Origin of the sequence: Streptomyces sp. NBRC 110611 (assembly GCF_001590865.1) — a bacterium.
Taxonomy (GTDB): Bacteria; Actinomycetota; Actinomycetes; order Streptomycetales; family Streptomycetaceae; genus Streptomyces.
Window position 1 is genome coordinate 33,015 of sequence record NZ_BBUY01000002.1, and the last position, 17,191, is coordinate 50,205.

At 70.7% G+C, this 17,191-nt stretch carries 15 protein-coding genes; 8 read left to right on the forward strand and 7 right to left on the reverse strand.

Annotated features, from left to right (window positions below):
- Window positions 1–80: 80 nt before the first annotated feature.
- Window positions 81–833: a MerR family transcriptional regulator gene (locus AZE13_RS04765; protein WP_066927318.1), complete on the forward strand. Its 753-nt coding sequence runs from the start codon at window positions 81–83 to the stop codon at window positions 831–833.
- Between the two features lie 41 nt (window positions 834–874).
- Here AZE13_RS04765 and AZE13_RS04770 read toward each other — a convergent pair whose 3' ends face one another.
- The 4 genes from AZE13_RS04770 to AZE13_RS04785 form a co-directional block, all read right to left on the reverse strand.
- The gene (locus AZE13_RS04770) at window positions 875–3,082 is read right to left on the reverse strand and encodes a 3-hydroxyacyl-CoA dehydrogenase NAD-binding domain-containing protein (RefSeq protein ID WP_066927320.1); all 2,208 of its coding nucleotides are present in this window, start codon (window positions 3,080–3,082) and stop codon (window positions 875–877) included.
- A gap of 37 nt (window positions 3,083–3,119) precedes the next feature.
- Window positions 3,120–4,334: an acetyl-CoA C-acetyltransferase gene (locus AZE13_RS04775; protein WP_066927322.1), complete on the reverse strand. Its 1,215-nt coding sequence runs from the start codon at window positions 4,332–4,334 to the stop codon at window positions 3,120–3,122.
- A 76-nt stretch (window positions 4,335–4,410) separates the two neighbouring features.
- Window positions 4,411–5,553 carry an acyl-CoA dehydrogenase family protein gene (locus AZE13_RS04780; protein ID WP_066927324.1) on the reverse strand — a complete coding sequence of 381 codons (1,143 nt, stop codon included), beginning with the start codon at window positions 5,551–5,553 and terminating at the stop codon, window positions 4,411–4,413.
- A 1-nt stretch (window position 5,554) separates the two neighbouring features.
- Entirely contained in the window at window positions 5,555–6,763 is a 1,209-nt protein-coding gene (locus tag AZE13_RS04785; protein ID WP_079123702.1) for a CaiB/BaiF CoA transferase family protein, read from the reverse strand.
- Between the two features lie 549 nt (window positions 6,764–7,312).
- On the opposite strand from AZE13_RS04785, the gene AZE13_RS04790 reads away from it, so the two are divergent.
- The gene (locus AZE13_RS04790; protein ID WP_066927328.1) at window positions 7,313–8,503 is read left to right on the forward strand and encodes a saccharopine dehydrogenase family protein; all 1,191 of its coding nucleotides are present in this window, start codon (window positions 7,313–7,315) and stop codon (window positions 8,501–8,503) included.
- 102 nt (window positions 8,504–8,605) lie between these two features.
- Here the strand turns inward: AZE13_RS04790 and AZE13_RS04795 are convergent, their stop codons facing one another.
- Window positions 8,606–9,310 (reverse strand): endonuclease V, encoded by a 705-nt coding sequence (locus tag AZE13_RS04795; protein ID WP_066928432.1) that lies wholly within the window; start codon window positions 9,308–9,310, stop codon window positions 8,606–8,608.
- A 135-nt stretch (window positions 9,311–9,445) separates the two neighbouring features.
- Here AZE13_RS04795 and AZE13_RS04800 point away from each other — a divergent pair, with 135 nt between their 5' ends.
- Window positions 9,446–10,867, forward strand: coding sequence for an amidase (locus AZE13_RS04800; RefSeq protein WP_066927330.1), 1,422 nt, complete (start codon window positions 9,446–9,448; stop codon window positions 10,865–10,867).
- 95 nt (window positions 10,868–10,962) lie between these two features.
- Window positions 10,963–11,262, forward strand: a complete 300-nt coding sequence (locus AZE13_RS04805; protein WP_066927332.1) for a YciI family protein — start codon at window positions 10,963–10,965, stop codon at window positions 11,260–11,262.
- Between the two features lie 109 nt (window positions 11,263–11,371).
- On the opposite strand, the gene AZE13_RS04810 is transcribed toward AZE13_RS04805, so the two are convergent.
- Complete coding sequence (locus AZE13_RS04810) at window positions 11,372–12,772, reverse strand: sugar porter family MFS transporter (RefSeq protein WP_066927334.1); 1,401 nt, start codon at window positions 12,770–12,772, stop codon at window positions 11,372–11,374.
- A 353-nt stretch (window positions 12,773–13,125) separates the two neighbouring features.
- Between AZE13_RS04810 and AZE13_RS04815 the strand changes: the two genes are divergently transcribed.
- The 4 genes from AZE13_RS04815 (at window position 13,126) to AZE13_RS04830 (ending at window position 16,407) form a co-directional block, all read left to right on the forward strand.
- On the forward strand, window positions 13,126–14,031 hold the full coding sequence (locus AZE13_RS04815; protein ID WP_066927335.1) for an SIS domain-containing protein: 906 nt from the start codon (window positions 13,126–13,128) through the stop codon (window positions 14,029–14,031).
- A 57-nt stretch (window positions 14,032–14,088) separates the two neighbouring features.
- Window positions 14,089–14,970, forward strand: coding sequence for a ketose-bisphosphate aldolase (locus AZE13_RS04820; RefSeq protein ID WP_066927336.1), 882 nt, complete (start codon window positions 14,089–14,091; stop codon window positions 14,968–14,970).
- Between the two features lie 73 nt (window positions 14,971–15,043).
- Window positions 15,044–15,847 (forward strand): DeoR/GlpR family DNA-binding transcription regulator, encoded by an 804-nt coding sequence (locus AZE13_RS04825; protein ID WP_066927337.1) that lies wholly within the window; start codon window positions 15,044–15,046, stop codon window positions 15,845–15,847.
- 260 nt (window positions 15,848–16,107) lie between these two features.
- A complete protein-coding gene (locus AZE13_RS04830; RefSeq protein ID WP_258527583.1) occupies window positions 16,108–16,407 on the forward strand; it encodes a hypothetical protein in 300 nt (99 codons plus the stop codon).
- 58 nt (window positions 16,408–16,465) lie between these two features.
- On the opposite strand, the gene AZE13_RS04835 is transcribed toward AZE13_RS04830, so the two are convergent.
- Entirely contained in the window at window positions 16,466–17,083 is a 618-nt protein-coding gene (locus AZE13_RS04835) for a TetR/AcrR family transcriptional regulator (protein WP_066927340.1), read from the reverse strand.
- Window positions 17,084–17,191 lie beyond the last annotated feature (108 nt).

Consider the following 17,191-nt stretch of genomic DNA (forward strand, 5'->3'; position numbering starts at 1 on the left):
GGACCGGCCGCGGGTGCGGTGCGGTCGGAACCGGTTCCCGAAGGTTTCACAAGAGTGGTGAGACAGCAATACTGTTGAACATGAGTGAGTCCGCCACCGGTCTGACCGTCGACGAACTGGCCGCCCGTGCCGGCGTCACGGTCCGCACGATCCGCTTCTACAGCACCCGCGGTCTGCTGCCGCCGCCGGAGATCGGTCCGCGCCGGGTCGGCCGTTACGGACCGGACCACCTCTCGCGGCTCGCGCTCATCGAGGAGCTCCAGCACCAGGGGCTGACGCTCTCCGCGATCGAACGCTATCTGGAGCAGCTGCCGCCCGATCTGAGCGCCCAGGACCTGGCCATCCACCGTGCGGTGGTGGCGAGTTGGATACCGGACAAGGCGGAGGACGCCACCCGCGACCAGCTGGAGCGGCGGGCCGGCCGGGAGCTGACCGAGGAGGACCTGGACCGGCTGGCGGCCATGAGCGTGCTCGTCCGGACCGCGGACCCGCAGATCTTCCGGGTCGACCCCGGGCTGCTGCACCTGGGCACCCGGCTGCTGGACGTGCCGATCGCGCTGGACAGCATCCTCGCGGCCCGGACCGTCGTCATCGAGCACACCCGCGCCGCGGCCCGCGAGCTCAGCCGGCTCTTCAGGGACGAGGTGGGGGAGCCGTACCGGGACGGCGCGCCGGACGCGGAGGAGAGGGCGCGGATGAAGTCGCTCTCGGCCCATATGCAGCCGATGGTGGTGCAAGCACTGGTCACCGCCTTCCAGCGGTCGATGAAGCAGGAGCTGCGGGAGTGGCTCGGCGGGAGCCCCGGCCGCCGGGACCCCGCCGCGCGGGGGTGACGGGTGGCCGGGGCGGGCCGCCACGGTCCGCCCCGCCCCGGTCAGTCGCTGAACCTCTCCCCCTTCGCGGCCTTGTCGAGCAGCAGCGCGGGGGGTGCGAACCGGTCTCCGTACGCCGCGTGCAGTTCGCGGGCGCGCGCCACGAATCCGGGCAGGCCGCCCGCATAGCCGTTGATGTACTGGAGCACGCCACCGGTCCACCCCGGGAAGCCGATGCCGAGGAGGGAGCCGATGTTGGCGTCCACGACGGAGGTGAGCACGCCCTCCTCCAGGCAGCGGACGGTGTCCAGCGCCTCGGAGAAGAGCATCCGCTCCTGCATGTCCTGGAAGGGGATCTCGGCTCCCTCGCCGGCTCCCTCCCTGGCTCCCTGCCCGGCTCCCGCGCCGACGAAGTGCTCGCGCAGTCCGGGCCACAGGCCGAGGCGTGCGCCGTCCTCGCCGTACTCGTAGAAGCCGGCGCCGCCGCTGCGGCCGGGACGCCCGAACTCGTCCACCATCCGGTCGATGACCTCGTCGGCCGGGTGCGGCTGCCAGGTGCCGCCGGACTCCTCGACCGCCCGCCTGGTCTCCTCGCGGATCTTGCGCGGGAGGGTGAGGGTCAGCTCGTCCATCAGCGAGAGCACCTTCGCCGGGTAGCCGGCCTGGGCGGCGGCCTGCTCCACGGAGGCCGGGTCGAGGCCCTCACCGACCATCGCCACGCCTTCGTTGATGAACTGGCCGATGACGCGGGAGGTGAAGAAGCCGCGCGAGTCGTTGACCACGATCGGGGTCTTCTTGATCTGGCGGACCAGGTCGAAGGCGCGGGCCAGCGCCTCATCGCCGGTCCGCTCGCCCTTGATGATCTCCACCAGCGGCATCTTGTCGACCGGTGAGAAGAAGTGCAGGCCGATGAAGTCCTGGTCGCGCTCGACTCCCTCGGCCAGCAGGGTGATGGGCAGGGTGGAGGTGTTGGAGCACAGCAGCGCGTCCGGCGCGACGATGTGCTGGATCTCCTTGAACACCTTGTGCTTGAGCGCGACGTCCTCGAAGACCGCCTCGATGACGGCGTCGCAGCCCGCGAGGTCGGCCGGCTCGGCGGTCGGCGTGATGCGGCCCAGCAGCGCGTCCGCCTTCTCCTGGGTGGTGCGGCCCTTGGCGACGGCCTTGGCACAGAGCTTCTCGGAGTAGCTCTTGCCCTGGGCGGCGGCGTCCCGGGAGATGTCCTTGAGGACGACCTCGATGCCGGCCAGGGCGCACGCGTAGGCGATCCCGGCGCCCATCATCCCGGCTCCGAGGACGCCGACCTTGCGCACCGTGCGCGGCTCGATGTCCTTGGGACGGCTGGCGCCGGAGTTGACGGCGTTGAGGTCGAAGAAGAAGGCCTGGATCATGTTCTTCGCGGTCTGGCCGGTGACCAGTTCGGTGAAGTAGCGGGCCTCGATGGTCTGGGCCGTCTCGAAGTCGACCTGGGAGCCCTCGACGGCCGCGGCGAGGATGTTGCGCGGGGCCGGGTAGGGGGCGCCGTTGGTCTGCTTCTTCAGACTGGCCGGGAATGCCGGGAGGTTGGCGGCGAACTTCGGGTTCGCCGGGGTGCCGCCGGGGATCTTGTAGCCGGGGACGTCCCAGGGCTGCCGGGACTCCGGGTGGGCGTCGATGAAGGCACGCGCCTTGGCCAGCATCTCCTCGGGGGTGGCGGCGAGTTCATGGACGAGGCCGTGCTCCAGTGCGCGCTTCGGGGAGTACTGGGTGCCCTGGAGAAGCACCTTGAGCAGGGCGTCCGCGATACCCATCAGCCGTACGGTGCGGGTCACGCCGCCACCGCCGGGGAGCAGGCCGAGGGTGACCTCGGGCAGGCCGATCTTGGAGCCCGGCGCGTCGAGTGCGATGCGGTGGTGGCTGGCCAGCGCGATCTCGTAACCGCCGCCGAGCGCCGCGCCGTTGAGGGCCGCGACGACGGGCTTGCCCAGGGTCTCGATACGGCGCAGGGAGCGCTTGATGCCGTTGCCGGCCTCGAACACCCGCTGGGCGTCCTCGGGGCCGGCCTTGATCATGTCCTTCAGGTCACCGCCGGCGAAGAAGGTCTTCTTCGCGGAGGTGTAGATGATGCCGCGGAGGGTGTCCTTCTCGGCCTCCGCGCGGTCGGCGATCGCCGCGAGGGAGTCCTTGAACGCCTGGTTCATGGTGTTCGCGGACTGGTGGGGGTCGTCGAGGACGAGGGTGACGATGCCGGTCTCGTCCTGCTCCCAGCGGATGGTCGTGCTCTCGGTCATGGCGTGGGTCTCCGTAGAAGTCTGGTGGGCCGCTGGGTTACAGGCGCTCGACGATCGTGGCGACACCCATGCCGCCGCCGACGCACAGCGTGACCAGGCCGTAGCGCTTGTCCTGGCGCTCCAGCTCGTCGACGAGGGTGCCGAGGATCATCGCGCCGGTGGCGCCGAGCGGATGGCCGAGGGCGATGGCGCCGCCGTTGACATTGACCTTGTCCAGGGACAGGCCCATCTCCCGGACGAAGCGCAGGACGACCGCGGCGAAAGCCTCGTTGATCTCGACCAGGTCGATGTCGTCGATGGTCAGCCCGGCCTTGGCGAGAGCCTTGCGGGTGGCGGGCGCGGGCCCGGTGAGCATGATGGTGGGTTCGGAGCCGGAGACCGCCGCGGAGACGATCCGGGCACGCGGGCGCAGCCCGTACCGCTCCCCCACGGCCCGGGAGCCGATCGCGACGAGCGAGGCGCCGTCGACGATGCCGGAGGAGTTGCCCGCGTGGTGGACATGGTCGATCTTCTCGACCCAGTGGTACTTCTGCAGCGCGACGGCGTCGAAACCGCCGAGCTCCCCGATGTCCGCGAAGGACGGCTTCAGTGTGGCGAGGGAGTCGGCGGTGGTGCCGGGGCGCGGGTGCTCGTCGCGGTCGAGGACGACGAGGCCCGAGCGGTCCCTGACCGGCACGACGGACTTGTCGAAGCGGCCGTCCTTCCAGGCCGCGGCGGCACGCTCCTGCGACAGCGCCGCGTACTCGTCGACGTCACGCCGGGACAAGCCCTCGAGGGTGGCGATCAAGTCGGCCCCGACGCCCTGTGGCACGAAATTGACGGCGAGGTTGGTCATCGGGTCGTTGAACCAGGCACCGCCGTCCGAGGCCATCGGCACCCGCGACATCGACTCGACGCCGCCCGCGAGCACCAGGTCCTCCCAGCCGGAACGGACCTTCGCCGCGGCCAGGTTGACGGCTTCCAGGCCGGAGGCACAGAAGCGGTTCTCCTGGACGCCGGCCACCGTGTCGGGCAGTCCGGCCGCGATGGCGGCGATCCGGGCGATGTCGGAGCCCTGGTCGCCGACCGGTCCGACGACGCCGAGCACGATGTCGTCGATCGCCGCCGGGTCGAGGTCCGGGCAGCGGCCGCGGAGCTCGTGGAGGAGACCGACGACGAGGTCGATCGGCTTGGTGCCGTGCAGGGCGCCATTGGCCTTGCCGCGTCCGCGCGGGGTGCGGATCGCGTCGTACACAAACGCTTCGGGACTCACGGTCGAGCCTTTCTTGTCAGGCCGGTCTTGTCAGGCCGGGTCCGGGGTGTCCCCGGAAGTGCGCGGCAACGAGGGTTCAGGCGAGCAGGGAACGGCCGATGATCTCCTTCATGATCTCCGTGGTCCCGCCGTAGATGGTCTGGATGCGGCCGTCGGTGAAGGCCTTCGCGACGGGGTACTCGCTCATATAGCCGTACCCCCCGTGGAGCTGGAGGCAGCGGTCGGCGACCCGTTTCTGGAGTTCGGTCGCCCACCACTTGGCCATCGAGGCATGTACGCCGTCGAGCGCGCCGTCCGCGTGGTCGGCGATGCAGCGGTCGAGGAAGGCGCGGGTGACGGCGCACTCGGTGGCCATCTCGGCGATCTCGAAGCGGATGTGCTGAAGCTTCGCCAGCGGGCGCCCGAACGCCTCGCGCTCCTTGACGTACCGGGTGGTGATCTCCAGCAGATGCTCCGCGGCCGCGATTCCGGCGACCGCTATGCCCAGGCGCTCCTGCGCGAGATTGGTCATCAGATGCACGAAGGCGCCGTTGAGCTCGCCGAGCAGATTCTCCTTGGGCACCCGTACGTCGTGGAAGAACAGCTCCGCGGTGTCCTGGGACTTCTGGCCGATCTTGTCGAGGTTGCGGCCACGCTCGAAGCCCGCCGTACCGCGCTCGACGACCAGCAGGCTCAGACCGTGTGCCCCGCCCTCGGGAGTCGTCCTGGCCACGACGATGACGAGGTCGGCGAGGATGCCGTTGGAGATGAAGGTCTTGGTGCCGTTGAGGAGCCAGTGGTCTCCGCCGTCCTCCGCGCGGGTGCGGATGCCCTGGAGGTCGGAGCCGGCGCCGGGCTCGGTCATGGCGATGGCGGTGATGATCTCGCCGCTGCAGAAGCCGGGCAGCCAGCGGCGCTTCTGCTCGTCGGTGGCGAGCGAGGTCAGATAGGGGCCGATGATGTCGTTGTGCAGGCCGATGGCGAGGCCGGCGGCACCGGCGCGGGTGAACTCCTCGGCCAGTACCGCGCTGTAGCGGTAGTCGGGCTGGCCGCCTCCGCCGTACTCCTCGGGCACCGCCAGGCCCAGCAGGCCCTGTCTGCCGGCGGCCCGCCAGGCGTCCCGGCTGACGATGCCGTCCTTCTCCCACTGCTCGTAATGCGGCGTCACCTCCTTGGCGAGAAAGGTGCGCACGGTCCCGCGGAAGGCCTCGTGGTCGGCGGTGTAGAGCTGGCGCTGCACGCTACTGTCCCTTCGAAGGTTCGTTCCGGACCGACGGAGGCCGTCGGTCGGGGCCGCCGGACGGGGCGTCCGTGGGGTCGGCGGGCGGCGGTACGAGGAGGCCGGGCACCCGCCAGTCGCGGGCGATCTCCTCGGTGTCCGCTCCGGGCCGGGCGGGCGGTCGGCGGACCGCGCCCGGTGTGCGGGAGAAGCGGGGCGCGGGCGCCGGCTGGGTGATCCCGCCGTGCTCGAGGAAGGTGCCGCGGGCGGTGAGATGCGGGTGGTGGGGGGCTTCGCGCAGCGAGAGCACGGGCGCGACGCAGGCGTCGGACCCCGCGAAGACCGTGGTCCACTCCTCGCGCGTCCGGGTCTTGAAGCGGGCGGCGATGACGGTACGCAATTCGTCCCAGGCGGCGGGGTCGTCGCGGCCGGGTGCGTCGTCCTCGATGCCCAGCAGGCGGCTGAATTCGCCGTAGAACCGCTGCTCCAGCGCGCCGACCGCCATATGGCCGCCGTCGGCTGTCTCGTAGGTGCCGTAGAACGGTGCCCCGCCGTCCAGCAGGTTCGTGCCGCGCCGGTCCTGCCATCCGCCGGCCGCCAGCATGCCGTGGATCATCGCCGTCAGATGGGCCGTGCCGTCGACGATCGCGGCGTCCACGACCTGGCCCGTGCCGCCCTCGGCGCGGGCGTGCTGGAGAGCGGCGAGGACGCCGATGACGAGGTAGAGGGAGCCGCCCGCGTAGTCGCCGAGGAGGTTGGCGGGGAAGACGGGCGGGCCGTCGGGCGGACCGGTCATGCCGAGGGCTCCCGTGAGGGCGATATAGCCGATGTCGTGTCCCGCCGTGTCGGCGAGCGGCCCCTGCTGCCCCCAGCCCGTCATCCGGCCGTAGACCAGGCGGGGGTTGCGCGCCCGGCACTCCTCGGGCCCCACCCCGAGCCGCTCGGCCACACCGGGGCGGTACCCCTCCACCAGGACATCGGCCCGCTCGGCCAGATCGAGTACCTGGGCCACCCCTTGGGGTGTCTTCAGATCGACCAGCACCGAGCGCTTGTTGCGGTTGGTGATGTCGTGGGCCGGATCGATGCCCAGGCCGGCGCCTCCGGGCCGGTCGACGCGGACGACATCGGCGCCGAGATCGGCCAGCAGCATGGCCGCGAAGGGGCCGGGGCCGATGCCTGCGAGTTCGACCACCCGCACCCCGCTCAGCGGGCCGTTCCCTGACTCTGTCATCGCGTCCCATGCCCTTCCGCACTGTGACACTTCTGATGTAACACTCGTGATGTTAAGAACGTGTTCCACTTTCCACAAGACCCCCGTACCAAGCGGCCACCACCGCGAAGGCCCGCGCCGACGATGCTCAACTGCCATCGCCGCCACGGGCCTTCGCGCGCCTGCTGCCGCTGCGCCGCTATCCCCCGTCGAGCTCGGCGATGACCCGCCCGGCGGCTATCGGGCGACACGGCTCAGGACGGGCGCAGGGCAGCCCGCGCACCCCCGCACGCATGCGTCCCCACACCGCCGTCCGGCTCGCCGCCTCACCCACGAGTCGCTCCTCCACGTCCGTCGCCCTCCGTCCCGCCCCTTGCCGCGGACGGCACCGCCCGCGATACCGTCCGGCGCCGCGCTCGTCGCGCGGACCGGTCAACGCAGTCCACGCTAACCGCGACCACTGACAACGGCCCGCGCAGCGCCGGACGGCCGAGACCGGCCGTTGACGGCGCCACCGCCACTGCCTAGGGTCCGGACACCAGGTCGACGGGGCAGTCGGGAGGACGCACGATGCGACGGCAGGACACCTCGGGACGGACCCATGACCTCGTCCTGTACGGAGCCACCGGCTTCACCGGCGCACTCGCCGCCGCCTACCTGGCCGAGCACGCTCCTGAGGACTGCCACTGGGCGCTGGCCGGACGCAACCTGGCCAAACTGGAGCAATTGCGCGAGGGGCTGACGGCGACCCACCCGGCCTGCGCCGCCCTCCCCCTGCTGCTGGCCGACAGCGGCGACCCCGCGTCGCTGCGCGCGCTCGCCGCCGGCACCCGGATCCTGGCGACTACGGTCGGCCCGTATCTGCTCCACGGCGAACCGCTGGTCGCCGCCTGTGCCGAGGCCGGGACCGACTACGTCGACCTGACCGGCGAACCGGAATTCGTCGACCGGATGTACCTGCGGCACGACGCGACAGCGCGCGCTTCCGGCGCACGCCTCATCCACGCCGCCGGCTTCGACTCCGTCCCCCATGACCTGGGTGTCCACTACACGGTCGGGCTCCTCCCGGAGGGCGTCCCGATCCGTGTCGACGGCTTCGTCCGCACCCACGCGACGTTCTCCGGGGGCACCCTGGCCTCCGTACTGACCGCCCTCTCACGCCCGGCCGCCATGGCACGCGCCGCCCGCGAACGGCGACGGGCCGAGCCCCGGCCGGCGGGCCGTACGGTCCGGGCCCCGTTCGGCCCGCCGCTCAGGAGCCGCGAGACGCACACCTGGGGGATGCCGTTGCCGGTCCTCGACCCGCAGATCGTCGCCCGTTCCGCCGCCGCGCTGGACCGTTACGGACCCGACTTCCGCTATCGCCACTACGCCGGTGTGCGGCGGCTGCCGGTCGCCGTGGGCGGCGCCCTGGCGGCGGGCGCGCTCTGTGCGCTCGCCCAGGTGCCGCCCGCGCGGCGCTGGCTGTCGGGCCGCCTGGAGCCGGGCGAGGGGCCGGGCCCGCAGCGACGGGCGGACAGCTGGTTCGCGGTCCGCTTCGTCGCCTCCGGCGGTGGCAAACGCCTGGTCACGGAGGTCTCCGGCGGCGATCCCGGCTACCAGGAGACGGCGAAGATGCTCGCCGAGTCGGCGCTCTGCCTGGCCTTCGACGACCTCCCGGAGACCGCGGGCCAGGTGACCTCCGCGGTCGCCATGGGGGACGCACTGACCGCCCGCCTCCAGAAGGCGGGTATCACCTTCCGGGTGGTGAAGGACGGATAGGACGCGGGTACGGATGAGGCGAAGTTACCGCGAGGACAGTTACAGAGAGGACGGAGAAGGAAGTACGGAGAAGACGGGACTGCCGACCGGCCGGCCCCGCCGTTACGCGCCCGCCAGCGCCTTCCGGCACAGCGCGTCGGCGGCCCGGGTGGTCTCCGGAAGCCGGTAGGCGGCCGCCAGATGGAGCGTGTGCGCGCAGGCCCGGTCCAGGCCGATGCGGTGCCCCACCGAGACGAAGACCGGTTTGACGCCCTGCTGGGTGCGCAGCGCCCGTCCGACCTCCTCGTCACCGTCCAGGAGCGGAGAGGTCGCGCCGCGCTCGGGCCCCGGAGCCGTGTACCGGAACGTGAAGGGATTCTTGGCCACGCCGATCGTGGGCAGGCCCGTCAGCACCCCGAGATGGCTGGCGAGGCCGAAGCGGCGCGGGTGTGCCAGCCCGTACCCGTCGCAGACCACGAGGTCAGGGGTGCGGGTCAGGCGGGCGAGGGCGTCCAGCACGGTGGGGATCTCGCGGAAGGCGAGCAGACCGGGGACGTACGGGAACGCGACCTGCCCGACGGCGGTGGCCCGGTCGACGACGGCGCGGGTCCGGGCGTCCAGTGCGACGGCGGCCGCGGCGACGACGTTCCGCTCGTCGTCGTAGGCGACATCCACCCCGGCCACGATGCCGTCGAACCCTGGTTCCGGCCCGGGCTCGTCGAGCCGTACCCGGGACCGCAACCGGTCCTGGACGGCGCGCGCCTGGGTTTCGTCGGTCGGCCAGCGCCGCAGTTCCTCGTCGCAGGAGATCGTTCCGGAAGTGTCCATGATGGCGCCCACGCTACCGAACAGCCGAGCGCACCGGAGCGCGCGGATCGACGAGCGGCCTGCTGTCGGTGGGCGTCGGTACCGTGAGGAGCAGCTCCCGGCCCCGTCCCCTGCCCCGACGTCACCGGAGGCCTCATGCCCGACGATCTCCACTATCTCGACGCCACCGACCTCGCCGCCCGGTTACGCCGCCGCGATCTCTCCGCCCGGGAGGTCGTGCAGGCCCTCCTGGACCGCATCGAACAGGTCAATCCGGCCATCAACGCCGTGGTGACCCTCGACCCGGAGGGCGCGCTCACCGCCGCCGCGGCAGCCGACGAGCGTCTCGCCGGAGGCGCGCCCGTCCCGCCCCTGCACGGTGTGCCGATCGCGTTCAAGGACACCCACCTCACCCGGGGAATGCGCACCACGTTCGGCTCACCGCTCTTCGCCGACCACATCCCGGACGAGGACGATCTGCTGGTCGGCCGGCTGCGGCGGGCCGGTGCCATCCGCCTCGGCAAGACCAATGTCCCCGAGTTCGCGGCCGGTTCGCATACCTTCAACCCGGTCTTCGGCACGACCCGCAATCCGTACGACACCACGCGTTCGGCGGGCGGCAGCAGCGGCGGCGCCGCCGCGGCCCTCGCTGCCGGACTCCAGCCCCTCGCCGACGGCAGTGACATGGGCGGCTCGCTGCGCAACCCGGCGTCCTTCTGCAACGTGGTCGGGCTGCGGCCGACGCCGGGCCGCGTCCCGGCACACCCCGGCGTGAACCTCTGGGACACCCTCGCCGTACCGGGCCCCATGGGGCGGACCGTCGCCGATACGGCACTCCTGCTGTCGGCGATGGCCGGTCCGGATCCACGGTGTCCGCTCAGTCTGGAGACTCCCGGCGAGGCGTTCGCGGTGCCACTCGACCGCGAACCGCGCGGACTGCGCGTCGCCTGGTCGCCCGACCTGGGGGGATTCGCGCCCTGCGACCCGGATGTCCTCGCCGTTCTGGAACCTCAGCTGAGTGTCCTGGAAGAGCTCGGCTGGCATGTCGACGCCGCGTGCCCGGACCTCACCGGAGCCGACGAGACCTTCCGGACGCTGCGGGCGCACAGCTTCGACCTGGCGTTCGGTGCTCTGCTCGACTCCGACCGGCGGTCCCTCAAACCGAGCCTGGTCCGGAACATCGAGCAGGGCCGCCGCCTGAGCGTGGGCGACCTCCTCACCGCCACCACGACCCGCAGCCGACTGCACCTCGACGCGGTCGGCTTCTTCTCCAGGTACGACCTGCTCCTCGTGCCGGTCAGCCAAGTCACCCCGTTCGACGCGGAGCTGGAGTACCCGCAGGAGGTGGCGGGCCGGACCACCGAGACTTACCTGGACTGGATGCGTTCCGCCTACCTGATCTCCGTGCTCGGTGTACCGGCCCTCTCGGTCCCCGCTGGATTCACCCCGGCCGGTCTGCCCGTGGGACTGCAGTTCATCGGCGCCCCGCGCGCCGACCTCGCCGTCCTCCGGGCCGGGCATGCGTACGAGAGAGCCACTGGACACGGCCGGCGCCGCCCCGGACCGCTCACCGCCTGAGCTCTGCCCCGTAAGCCCCCCTGGCCTGCGGCTTCCTCGCCCACAGGGACGATGGCACCGCCCGTCCCTCTCCCCCACTCCTCTATATTGCAGGCATGTTCGTACTGGAATTGACCTACACCGCACCCCTTGAGCGCGTGGACGCCGCCCTTGCCGACCACGTGGCGTGGCTGCAGAAGCAGTACGCCGCCGGGCACTTCCTCGCCGCCGGCCGCAAGGTTCCGCGCGAGGGGGGCGTCATCCTGGCCGCGGGGATGGACCGGGCGACCGTGGAGCGGATCGTGGCCGAGGACCCGTTCGTCGTCGCCGGCGTATGCGAGTACCGGATCGTCGAGTTCGTCGCAACGACGACCGCACCGGCCCTGGAGGCGTACCAGGAGCAGCAGACCGCCTGAGGCGCCATCAGTACAGGCCACGGGCACCCGGGTGGCAGCGCACCCGGGTGCCTGTGGCGCGGTAGCCGGGAGCACCCGGCCCCGGCCTCGCCCCTCGGCCCCGGGCCACTCAACTCGGCTGCCAGCGCCCGCCGTTACGCCAGTAGTCCTGGATCTCCTCCAGCTGACGGCCCTTGGTCTCGGGCGCGGTGACGGAGGCGAAGACCAGCGCGGCGAGCGCCAGGACGCCAAGACCGGCGAAGGTACGTGCGGCACCGGCCCAGGCCATCAACGAGGGGAAGAACTGGGCGATCAGAAGATTGGCGACGAGGTCGGCCGTGAGCATCACCGACGCCCCCGTGGAACGCAGCGGGGCGGGGAACGCCTCACTCGCATAGACCCAGATCAGCGACCCGAAGCCGAAGTTGAAGGCCGCGGTGAACAGCAGGATCGCGCCGAAGCCCACCCAGGTCGTGGCACCGTGCAGCTCGCCGGTACCGAAGACCACGGTCAGCACGGCGAGCATCGCCGCCATCGTGCCGATGCCGCAGAGCAGCACCTTTCGCCGGCCGAGCCGGTCGATGACGAGAATGGCGAGAACCGTCGCGGCCAGTGAGGCGAGCTGCACGAACGACGGCAGCAGGAAGCTCTGGCCGTTGCCGGTGAAACCCATCTCCTCGAAGATCTGCGGGCTGTAGTACGTCACGGCGTTGATGCCGGTGATCTGGCAGAAGAAGCCCAAGCCGACGACGAAGAACGCGGCGCGGGCGTACGGCTTGCGCAGCAGCGAGCGCACCGATCCGCTGCTTTCCTCGGCGAGCGCGGCGCGCACGGCCGCGACCTCGGCCCGCGGTTCGACGTCCGGGTCGGTCCGGGCCATGACCTCGACAGCTCGTTCCGTACGCCCCTTGAGGACGTACCAGCGCGGGGTGTCCGGCAGACGGAGCAGCGGGATCAGCACGAGCGCCGCGGGGATCGCGGAGAGGCCGAGCATCCAGCGCCAGTGACCGCCCCCGGACAGGCTCCAGTTGACGAAGTACGTGATGACGATGCCGGCGACCGTGGCCACTTGATAGGCGGCGACCGACGCGCCGCGAATGCGTGCCGGGGTCGATTCGGCGACGTAGAGCGGGGCGGCGACGATCGAGATGCCGATGGCGATGCCGAGCAGGAACCGGACGGTGTCCAGCACGACGACGTTGGGCGCCAGCGCGGACAGCGCGACGAACACGGCGTACGAGCCGGCGACGATCAGCATCGCGGCCTTGCGCCCCAGGGCGTCGGCCAGTTTGCCGCCGATCAGCGCTCCCAGGATGGAACCGAACACCAGAACGCTGTTGACCAGGCCTTTCTCGGCCTCGGTGAGATGGAAGTCCTTGCTGAGGAAGACCAGGGCACCGGAGATGCTGCCGGTGTCGTAGCCGTAGATGACACCGACGACGGCGCCGGTGAGTGCGAACAGCCGGCCGGTGCGGCCCGGGGTCCGGGCGGACGGCGGCGGGGGCGTCGCGGAGAGCGTGGCAGTGGACATGAGCAGTCCTTCGTGCGGCGGGGCGGCCTTGCTGCATGACTGATCAGCCTCGTGACTGATCGTGCGAATATGCTGCCCATTTCACGCAGCTGTCAACATCTATCAGGCAAGCTCTCGCCCACATCCTCACCCTGCACACATTCAGCCAATGTGCCCGCCGCCTCCCGCCTCGCACTCTCCTCACTCACTCGTTCGAGGGATGGATCGCGGGCACGATTCTGCGTACAGTCGATTGCAACGAAGAAGAAAGTTGCAGTTTCGCGCAGCAGCATGCAGAACACTGAACGCGGCAGTACGCCGCGAGAGCGCGACTCGGCATCGGAACCGTTTCACTCATCACGGGAGGGTGGGCCATGAGCGAGACCTCGTACATGGAGCAGGAGCTGCAGAGCCAGCCGGAGACCTGGCAGGAAGCCGCGCGGATCGGAGCCGCGGCCGGGCCGCTGCCCAGGACCGGGCAGCGGGTGGCCGTCATCGGGTGTGGTACCTCGTGGTTCATGGCGCAGTCGTACGCGGCGCTGCGTGAGAGCGCCGGGCTGGGGGTGACGGACCCGTTCGCCGCCTCCGAGTCGTTCCTCGGCGGCGACCGTGCCTATGACGCGGTGGTGGCGATCACCCGCTCGGGTACCACGACCGAGGTTCTGCGGGTGCTCGAGGCGGTCAAGGGACGCATCCCCACGGTGACGATCCTCGGAGATCCCGGGACCCCTGCGGTCGCGCTCTCCGACGAGACCGTGGCGCTCCCGTTCGCCGATGAGCAATCAGTCGTCCAGACCCGCTTCGCGACCACAGCGCTCACGCTGCTGCGCGCGCACCTCGGCGAGGACGTCTCCCGGGCGGTGGCCGACGCGCAGGAGGCGCTGGGTGTCCCGCTGGAGCAGGAATGGGTGGACGCCGAGCAGTTCTCCTTCCTCGGCACGGGCTGGACCTTCGGCCTGGCCAACGAGGCGGCGCTCAAGATGCGGGAGGCGTCACAGAGCTGGACGGAGTCCTACCCGGCGATGGAGTACCGCCACGGGCCCATCGCGATAGCCGCACCGGGCCGGGTGACCTGGCTGTTCGGCCAGGCGCCGGACGGTCTGGAGGCGGATGTGGTGCGGACCGGTGCGCGCTTCGTGCGCCACGACCGCGATCCGCTGGCCGATCTGGTGCTGGTCCAGCGGGTGGCGCTGGCCCGGGCCCGGGCCCGTGGCCTGGACCCGGACAACCCCCGCGGTCTGACCCGCTCGGTGATGCTCGAAGCGCCGGCCGCCTCATAGCCCCACATTTCCTCCCCGTACGTCAACCCGCCTCTCCTGCAAGGGAGCTGTCGTCCCATGCCTCTCGTTCCCACCTCATCCGTCGTCGAGGCCGCGCGCGAGGCGCGCATCGGTGCCGCGGCCTTCAACATCATCCATCTGGAAACCGCCGAGGCGCTGGTCACCGCCGCCGAGCGCACCGGCGCCCCGCTGATCCTCCAGATCAGCGAGAACTGCATCCGTTACCACGGCGGCCTGCTGCCCCTCACCCGCGCCGCCCTCGCCCTCGCCGAGGGATCCACCGCCCGGATCGCCGTGCACCTCGACCATCTCACCGATGCGGAACTGGTCCGCCAGGGCATCGCCGCCGGAGTGGGGTCGGTCATGGTGGACGCCTCCGCGCTCCCCTACGAAGAGAACGTCGCCACCACCGCCGAACTCACCGCTTGGTGCCACGAACGGGGCGCCTATGTCGAGGCGGAGCTCGGCGAAGTCGGCGGCAAGGACGGGGTCCACGCACCAGGGGTGCGCACGAAACCGGACGAGGCGCTGGCGTTCGTCCGTGCGACGCGCGTGGACGCCCTGGCGGTCGCCGTCGGCTCCTCCCACGCCATGCATGAGCGCACCGCGGTACTGGACAAGGACCTCATCGCGGCACTGCGCAGTACCCTCCCGGTGCCGCTGGTGCTGCACGGCTCCTCCGGGGTGCCGGACGACGAGCTGCGCCGCGCCATCGCCGCCGGGATGACGAAGATCAATATCTCCACGCATCTGGTCTCCGTCTTCACCGGCTCGATACGGCGGACCCTGGAAGCGCATCCGTCGCTGGTCGACTCCCGCAAGTACGTCAAGCCGGCCAGGGAAGCCGTGGCCGAAGAGGCCGCGCGGCTGCTGGGGGTGCTGACCACTCCGGCGACAGTCGCTGACCGGCTCGCGGCCCGGGCCTCGGCTCAGGGGTGAGGGCGGCCGGCGGTGGGGGCGAGACGTCCGCCGGACGTCATCGAGGCCGGCGGGGACGGATTAGGCTCGCGCTATGAAGCGCCATGAACGGATGAACGCACTGCTCGAGCTGCTCGGAGACCGAGGCCGGGTGGATGTCGAGGAGGCCGCGACCGCACTCGAGGTCTCGGCCGCCACGATGCGCCGTGACATGGATGCCCTCGCCGAGCAGCAGTTGCTGACCCGCACCCGGGGCGGAGCAGTTCTCAGCTCGGTGGCGTACGACCTGCCGATCCGCTACAAGCACGCGCACCGGTCGGCGGAGAAGGAGGCCGTGGCGAAGGCGGCGGCGAGGCTGGTCGAGCAGGGCGACGTGGTCGGGCTGAGCGGTGGCACGACCACCACGGCGATCGCCCGGGTGCTGGCCACCCGTCCGGACCTCGCGAAGGCGGGCCCGCAGCCGCTCCTGACGATCGTCACCAACTCCCTCAACATCGCCAACGAACTGGCCGTACGGCCGCAGATCAAGATTGTGCTCACTGGCGGGGTCGCGCACTCGCGCTCATTCGAACTGGTCGGCCCGTTCTCCGAGTTGGTACTTCAGCAGATCTCGATCGATATCGCCTTCATCGGGGCCAATGGTGTGGACCCGGTCATGGGGATCACGGTGCACGACGAGGCGGAGGCCCGGGTCAACCGCCTCATGGCCGAGCGGGCCCGCCGTGCGGTGGTCGTCGCGGACTCGTCGAAGATCGGCGAACGCTGCTTCGCCCGGGTCGGCGATGCGGATGTCTTCGACACCCTCATCACGGACGGCGGTGCGAAGGAAACAACGCGCCGGGAGTTCGCGGACCGCGGGCTGAAGGTGGTGACGGCACGGCCGTCCACAGGTGAGTGAGGCACCACCGGACCGCGGTGCGGCGCGTTACCCGGCCGCGCGGCGAAAGCCCGCCTCTGTCGCGTAGCGAAAGGGCCGCTCTTGTGTCGCGTTTGTGTCCCTGTGTGGCACCCGGGGCTGAATGTGCCGGAGCGGGCATGGACAATGGGGAATGAACATGCGAAGTCTGTGCCAGGTGCGGGAAGCCGGTGCCCGGTGCGGGTTTCGCAGGGGGAGCCCCAGCCCGAATGTCTCTCGGGGGAGATAACGTGCGGAAGATCATGGCTATAGCACTGGCGACGGTGGCGTGCAGCGCCTCGCTGACGCTGATCAGCGCCTCGAACGCGGCGGCTGCCGACCAGGGGCCGCGGTGCGTGAAGGTGCGCAAGTACTTCACCAAGGGCCACAACCGCTATGTCCGCCTGTCCAATCTCTGCACGCAGCGCACGTCGTGCTTCACGGTCGTCATGCCGCACCAGAAAGATCCCCGTGGCCGCCTGCCGAAGGGCGTGACGAAGGACGTCCGCTACGCCACGACCTCGTCGCCGCGTGCGCTGTATGTGAAGAACTCCCCCTGCTGAGCGGCTGACGCGGACAAGGCACGGACGCAAGCACAGACACAGGAACAGGAACAGGAGGTCAATCGGGTACGGCGATGCCGTCGAGGAGCATCGAGAGGTACTGCCGGGCGATCTCCTCGGGGCTGTGCCGGCCGCCCGGGCGGTACCAGCTCGCCGCGACCCAGACGGTGTCCCGCACGAAGCGATAGGTGAGCCGGATATCGAGGTCGGCGCGGAAGACGCCGCAGCTCACACCCCGCCGCAGCGTTCCGAGCCAGGCCTGCTCGAATCTCTGCTGGGAGTCGGTGAGGTAGCCGAAGCGGGGCTGGGCGGCGAGGTGCCTGGCCTCCTTCTGATAGATGGCGACGGCGGCGCGGTGCCGGTCGATCTCCCGGAACGACTCGGTGACCAGGGCCTCGATGGTCTCGCGGGGGCCGAGCCCGGCAGCGAGTACGGCGTCGTATCCGTCCCACAGTTCGGTCAGGAACGTGGACAGGATCTCGTCCAGGATCGATTCCTTGGAATCGAAGTGGTAGTAGAGGCTGCCGGCGAGCATCCCGGCTTCGTCCGCGATACGGCGGACAGTGGTGGCGTTGTAACCCTGCGCGGCGAACACCTCGGCCGCGGTGTCGAGCAGTTCGCGGCGGCGTTCCGGGGACGCGTTCGCGGTGGTGGTCTTCTTCTTGGCGGCTGGCACCCGGCCATTGTCGCTCTCCCGTGACACAGCCCTCGTACGGGTTCCCGCTGGGGCTCGGTCCGGGCGTGAGCGAAGGCATATCATTTACTAGTAAAACACCTGCTAACC

Bases quoted from the DNA above. Each gene is read 5' to 3' on its own strand.
- AZE13_RS04765 (WP_066927318.1), top strand. From the start codon at position 81: ATGAGTGAGTCCGCCACCGGTCTGACCGTCGACGAACTGGCCGCCCGT.
- AZE13_RS04770 (WP_066927320.1), bottom strand. From the start codon at position 3,082: ATGACCGAGAGCACGACCATCCGCTGGGAGCAGGACGAGACCGGCATC.
- AZE13_RS04785 (WP_079123702.1), bottom strand. From the start codon at position 6,763: ATGACAGAGTCAGGGAACGGCCCGCTGAGCGGGGTGCGGGTGGTCGAA.
- AZE13_RS04790 (WP_066927328.1), top strand. From the start codon at position 7,313: ATGCGACGGCAGGACACCTCGGGACGGACCCATGACCTCGTCCTGTAC.
- AZE13_RS04795 (WP_066928432.1), bottom strand. From the start codon at position 9,310: ATGGACACTTCCGGAACGATCTCCTGCGACGAGGAACTGCGGCGCTGG.
- AZE13_RS04800 (WP_066927330.1), top strand. From the start codon at position 9,446: ATGCCCGACGATCTCCACTATCTCGACGCCACCGACCTCGCCGCCCGG.
- AZE13_RS04805 (WP_066927332.1), top strand. From the start codon at position 10,963: ATGTTCGTACTGGAATTGACCTACACCGCACCCCTTGAGCGCGTGGAC.
- AZE13_RS04810 (WP_066927334.1), bottom strand. From the start codon at position 12,772: ATGTCCACTGCCACGCTCTCCGCGACGCCCCCGCCGCCGTCCGCCCGG.
- AZE13_RS04815 (WP_066927335.1), top strand. From the start codon at position 13,126: ATGAGCGAGACCTCGTACATGGAGCAGGAGCTGCAGAGCCAGCCGGAG.
- AZE13_RS04820 (WP_066927336.1), top strand. From the start codon at position 14,089: ATGCCTCTCGTTCCCACCTCATCCGTCGTCGAGGCCGCGCGCGAGGCG.
- AZE13_RS04825 (WP_066927337.1), top strand. From the start codon at position 15,044: ATGAAGCGCCATGAACGGATGAACGCACTGCTCGAGCTGCTCGGAGAC.
- AZE13_RS04830 (WP_258527583.1), top strand. From the start codon at position 16,108: ATGGCTATAGCACTGGCGACGGTGGCGTGCAGCGCCTCGCTGACGCTG.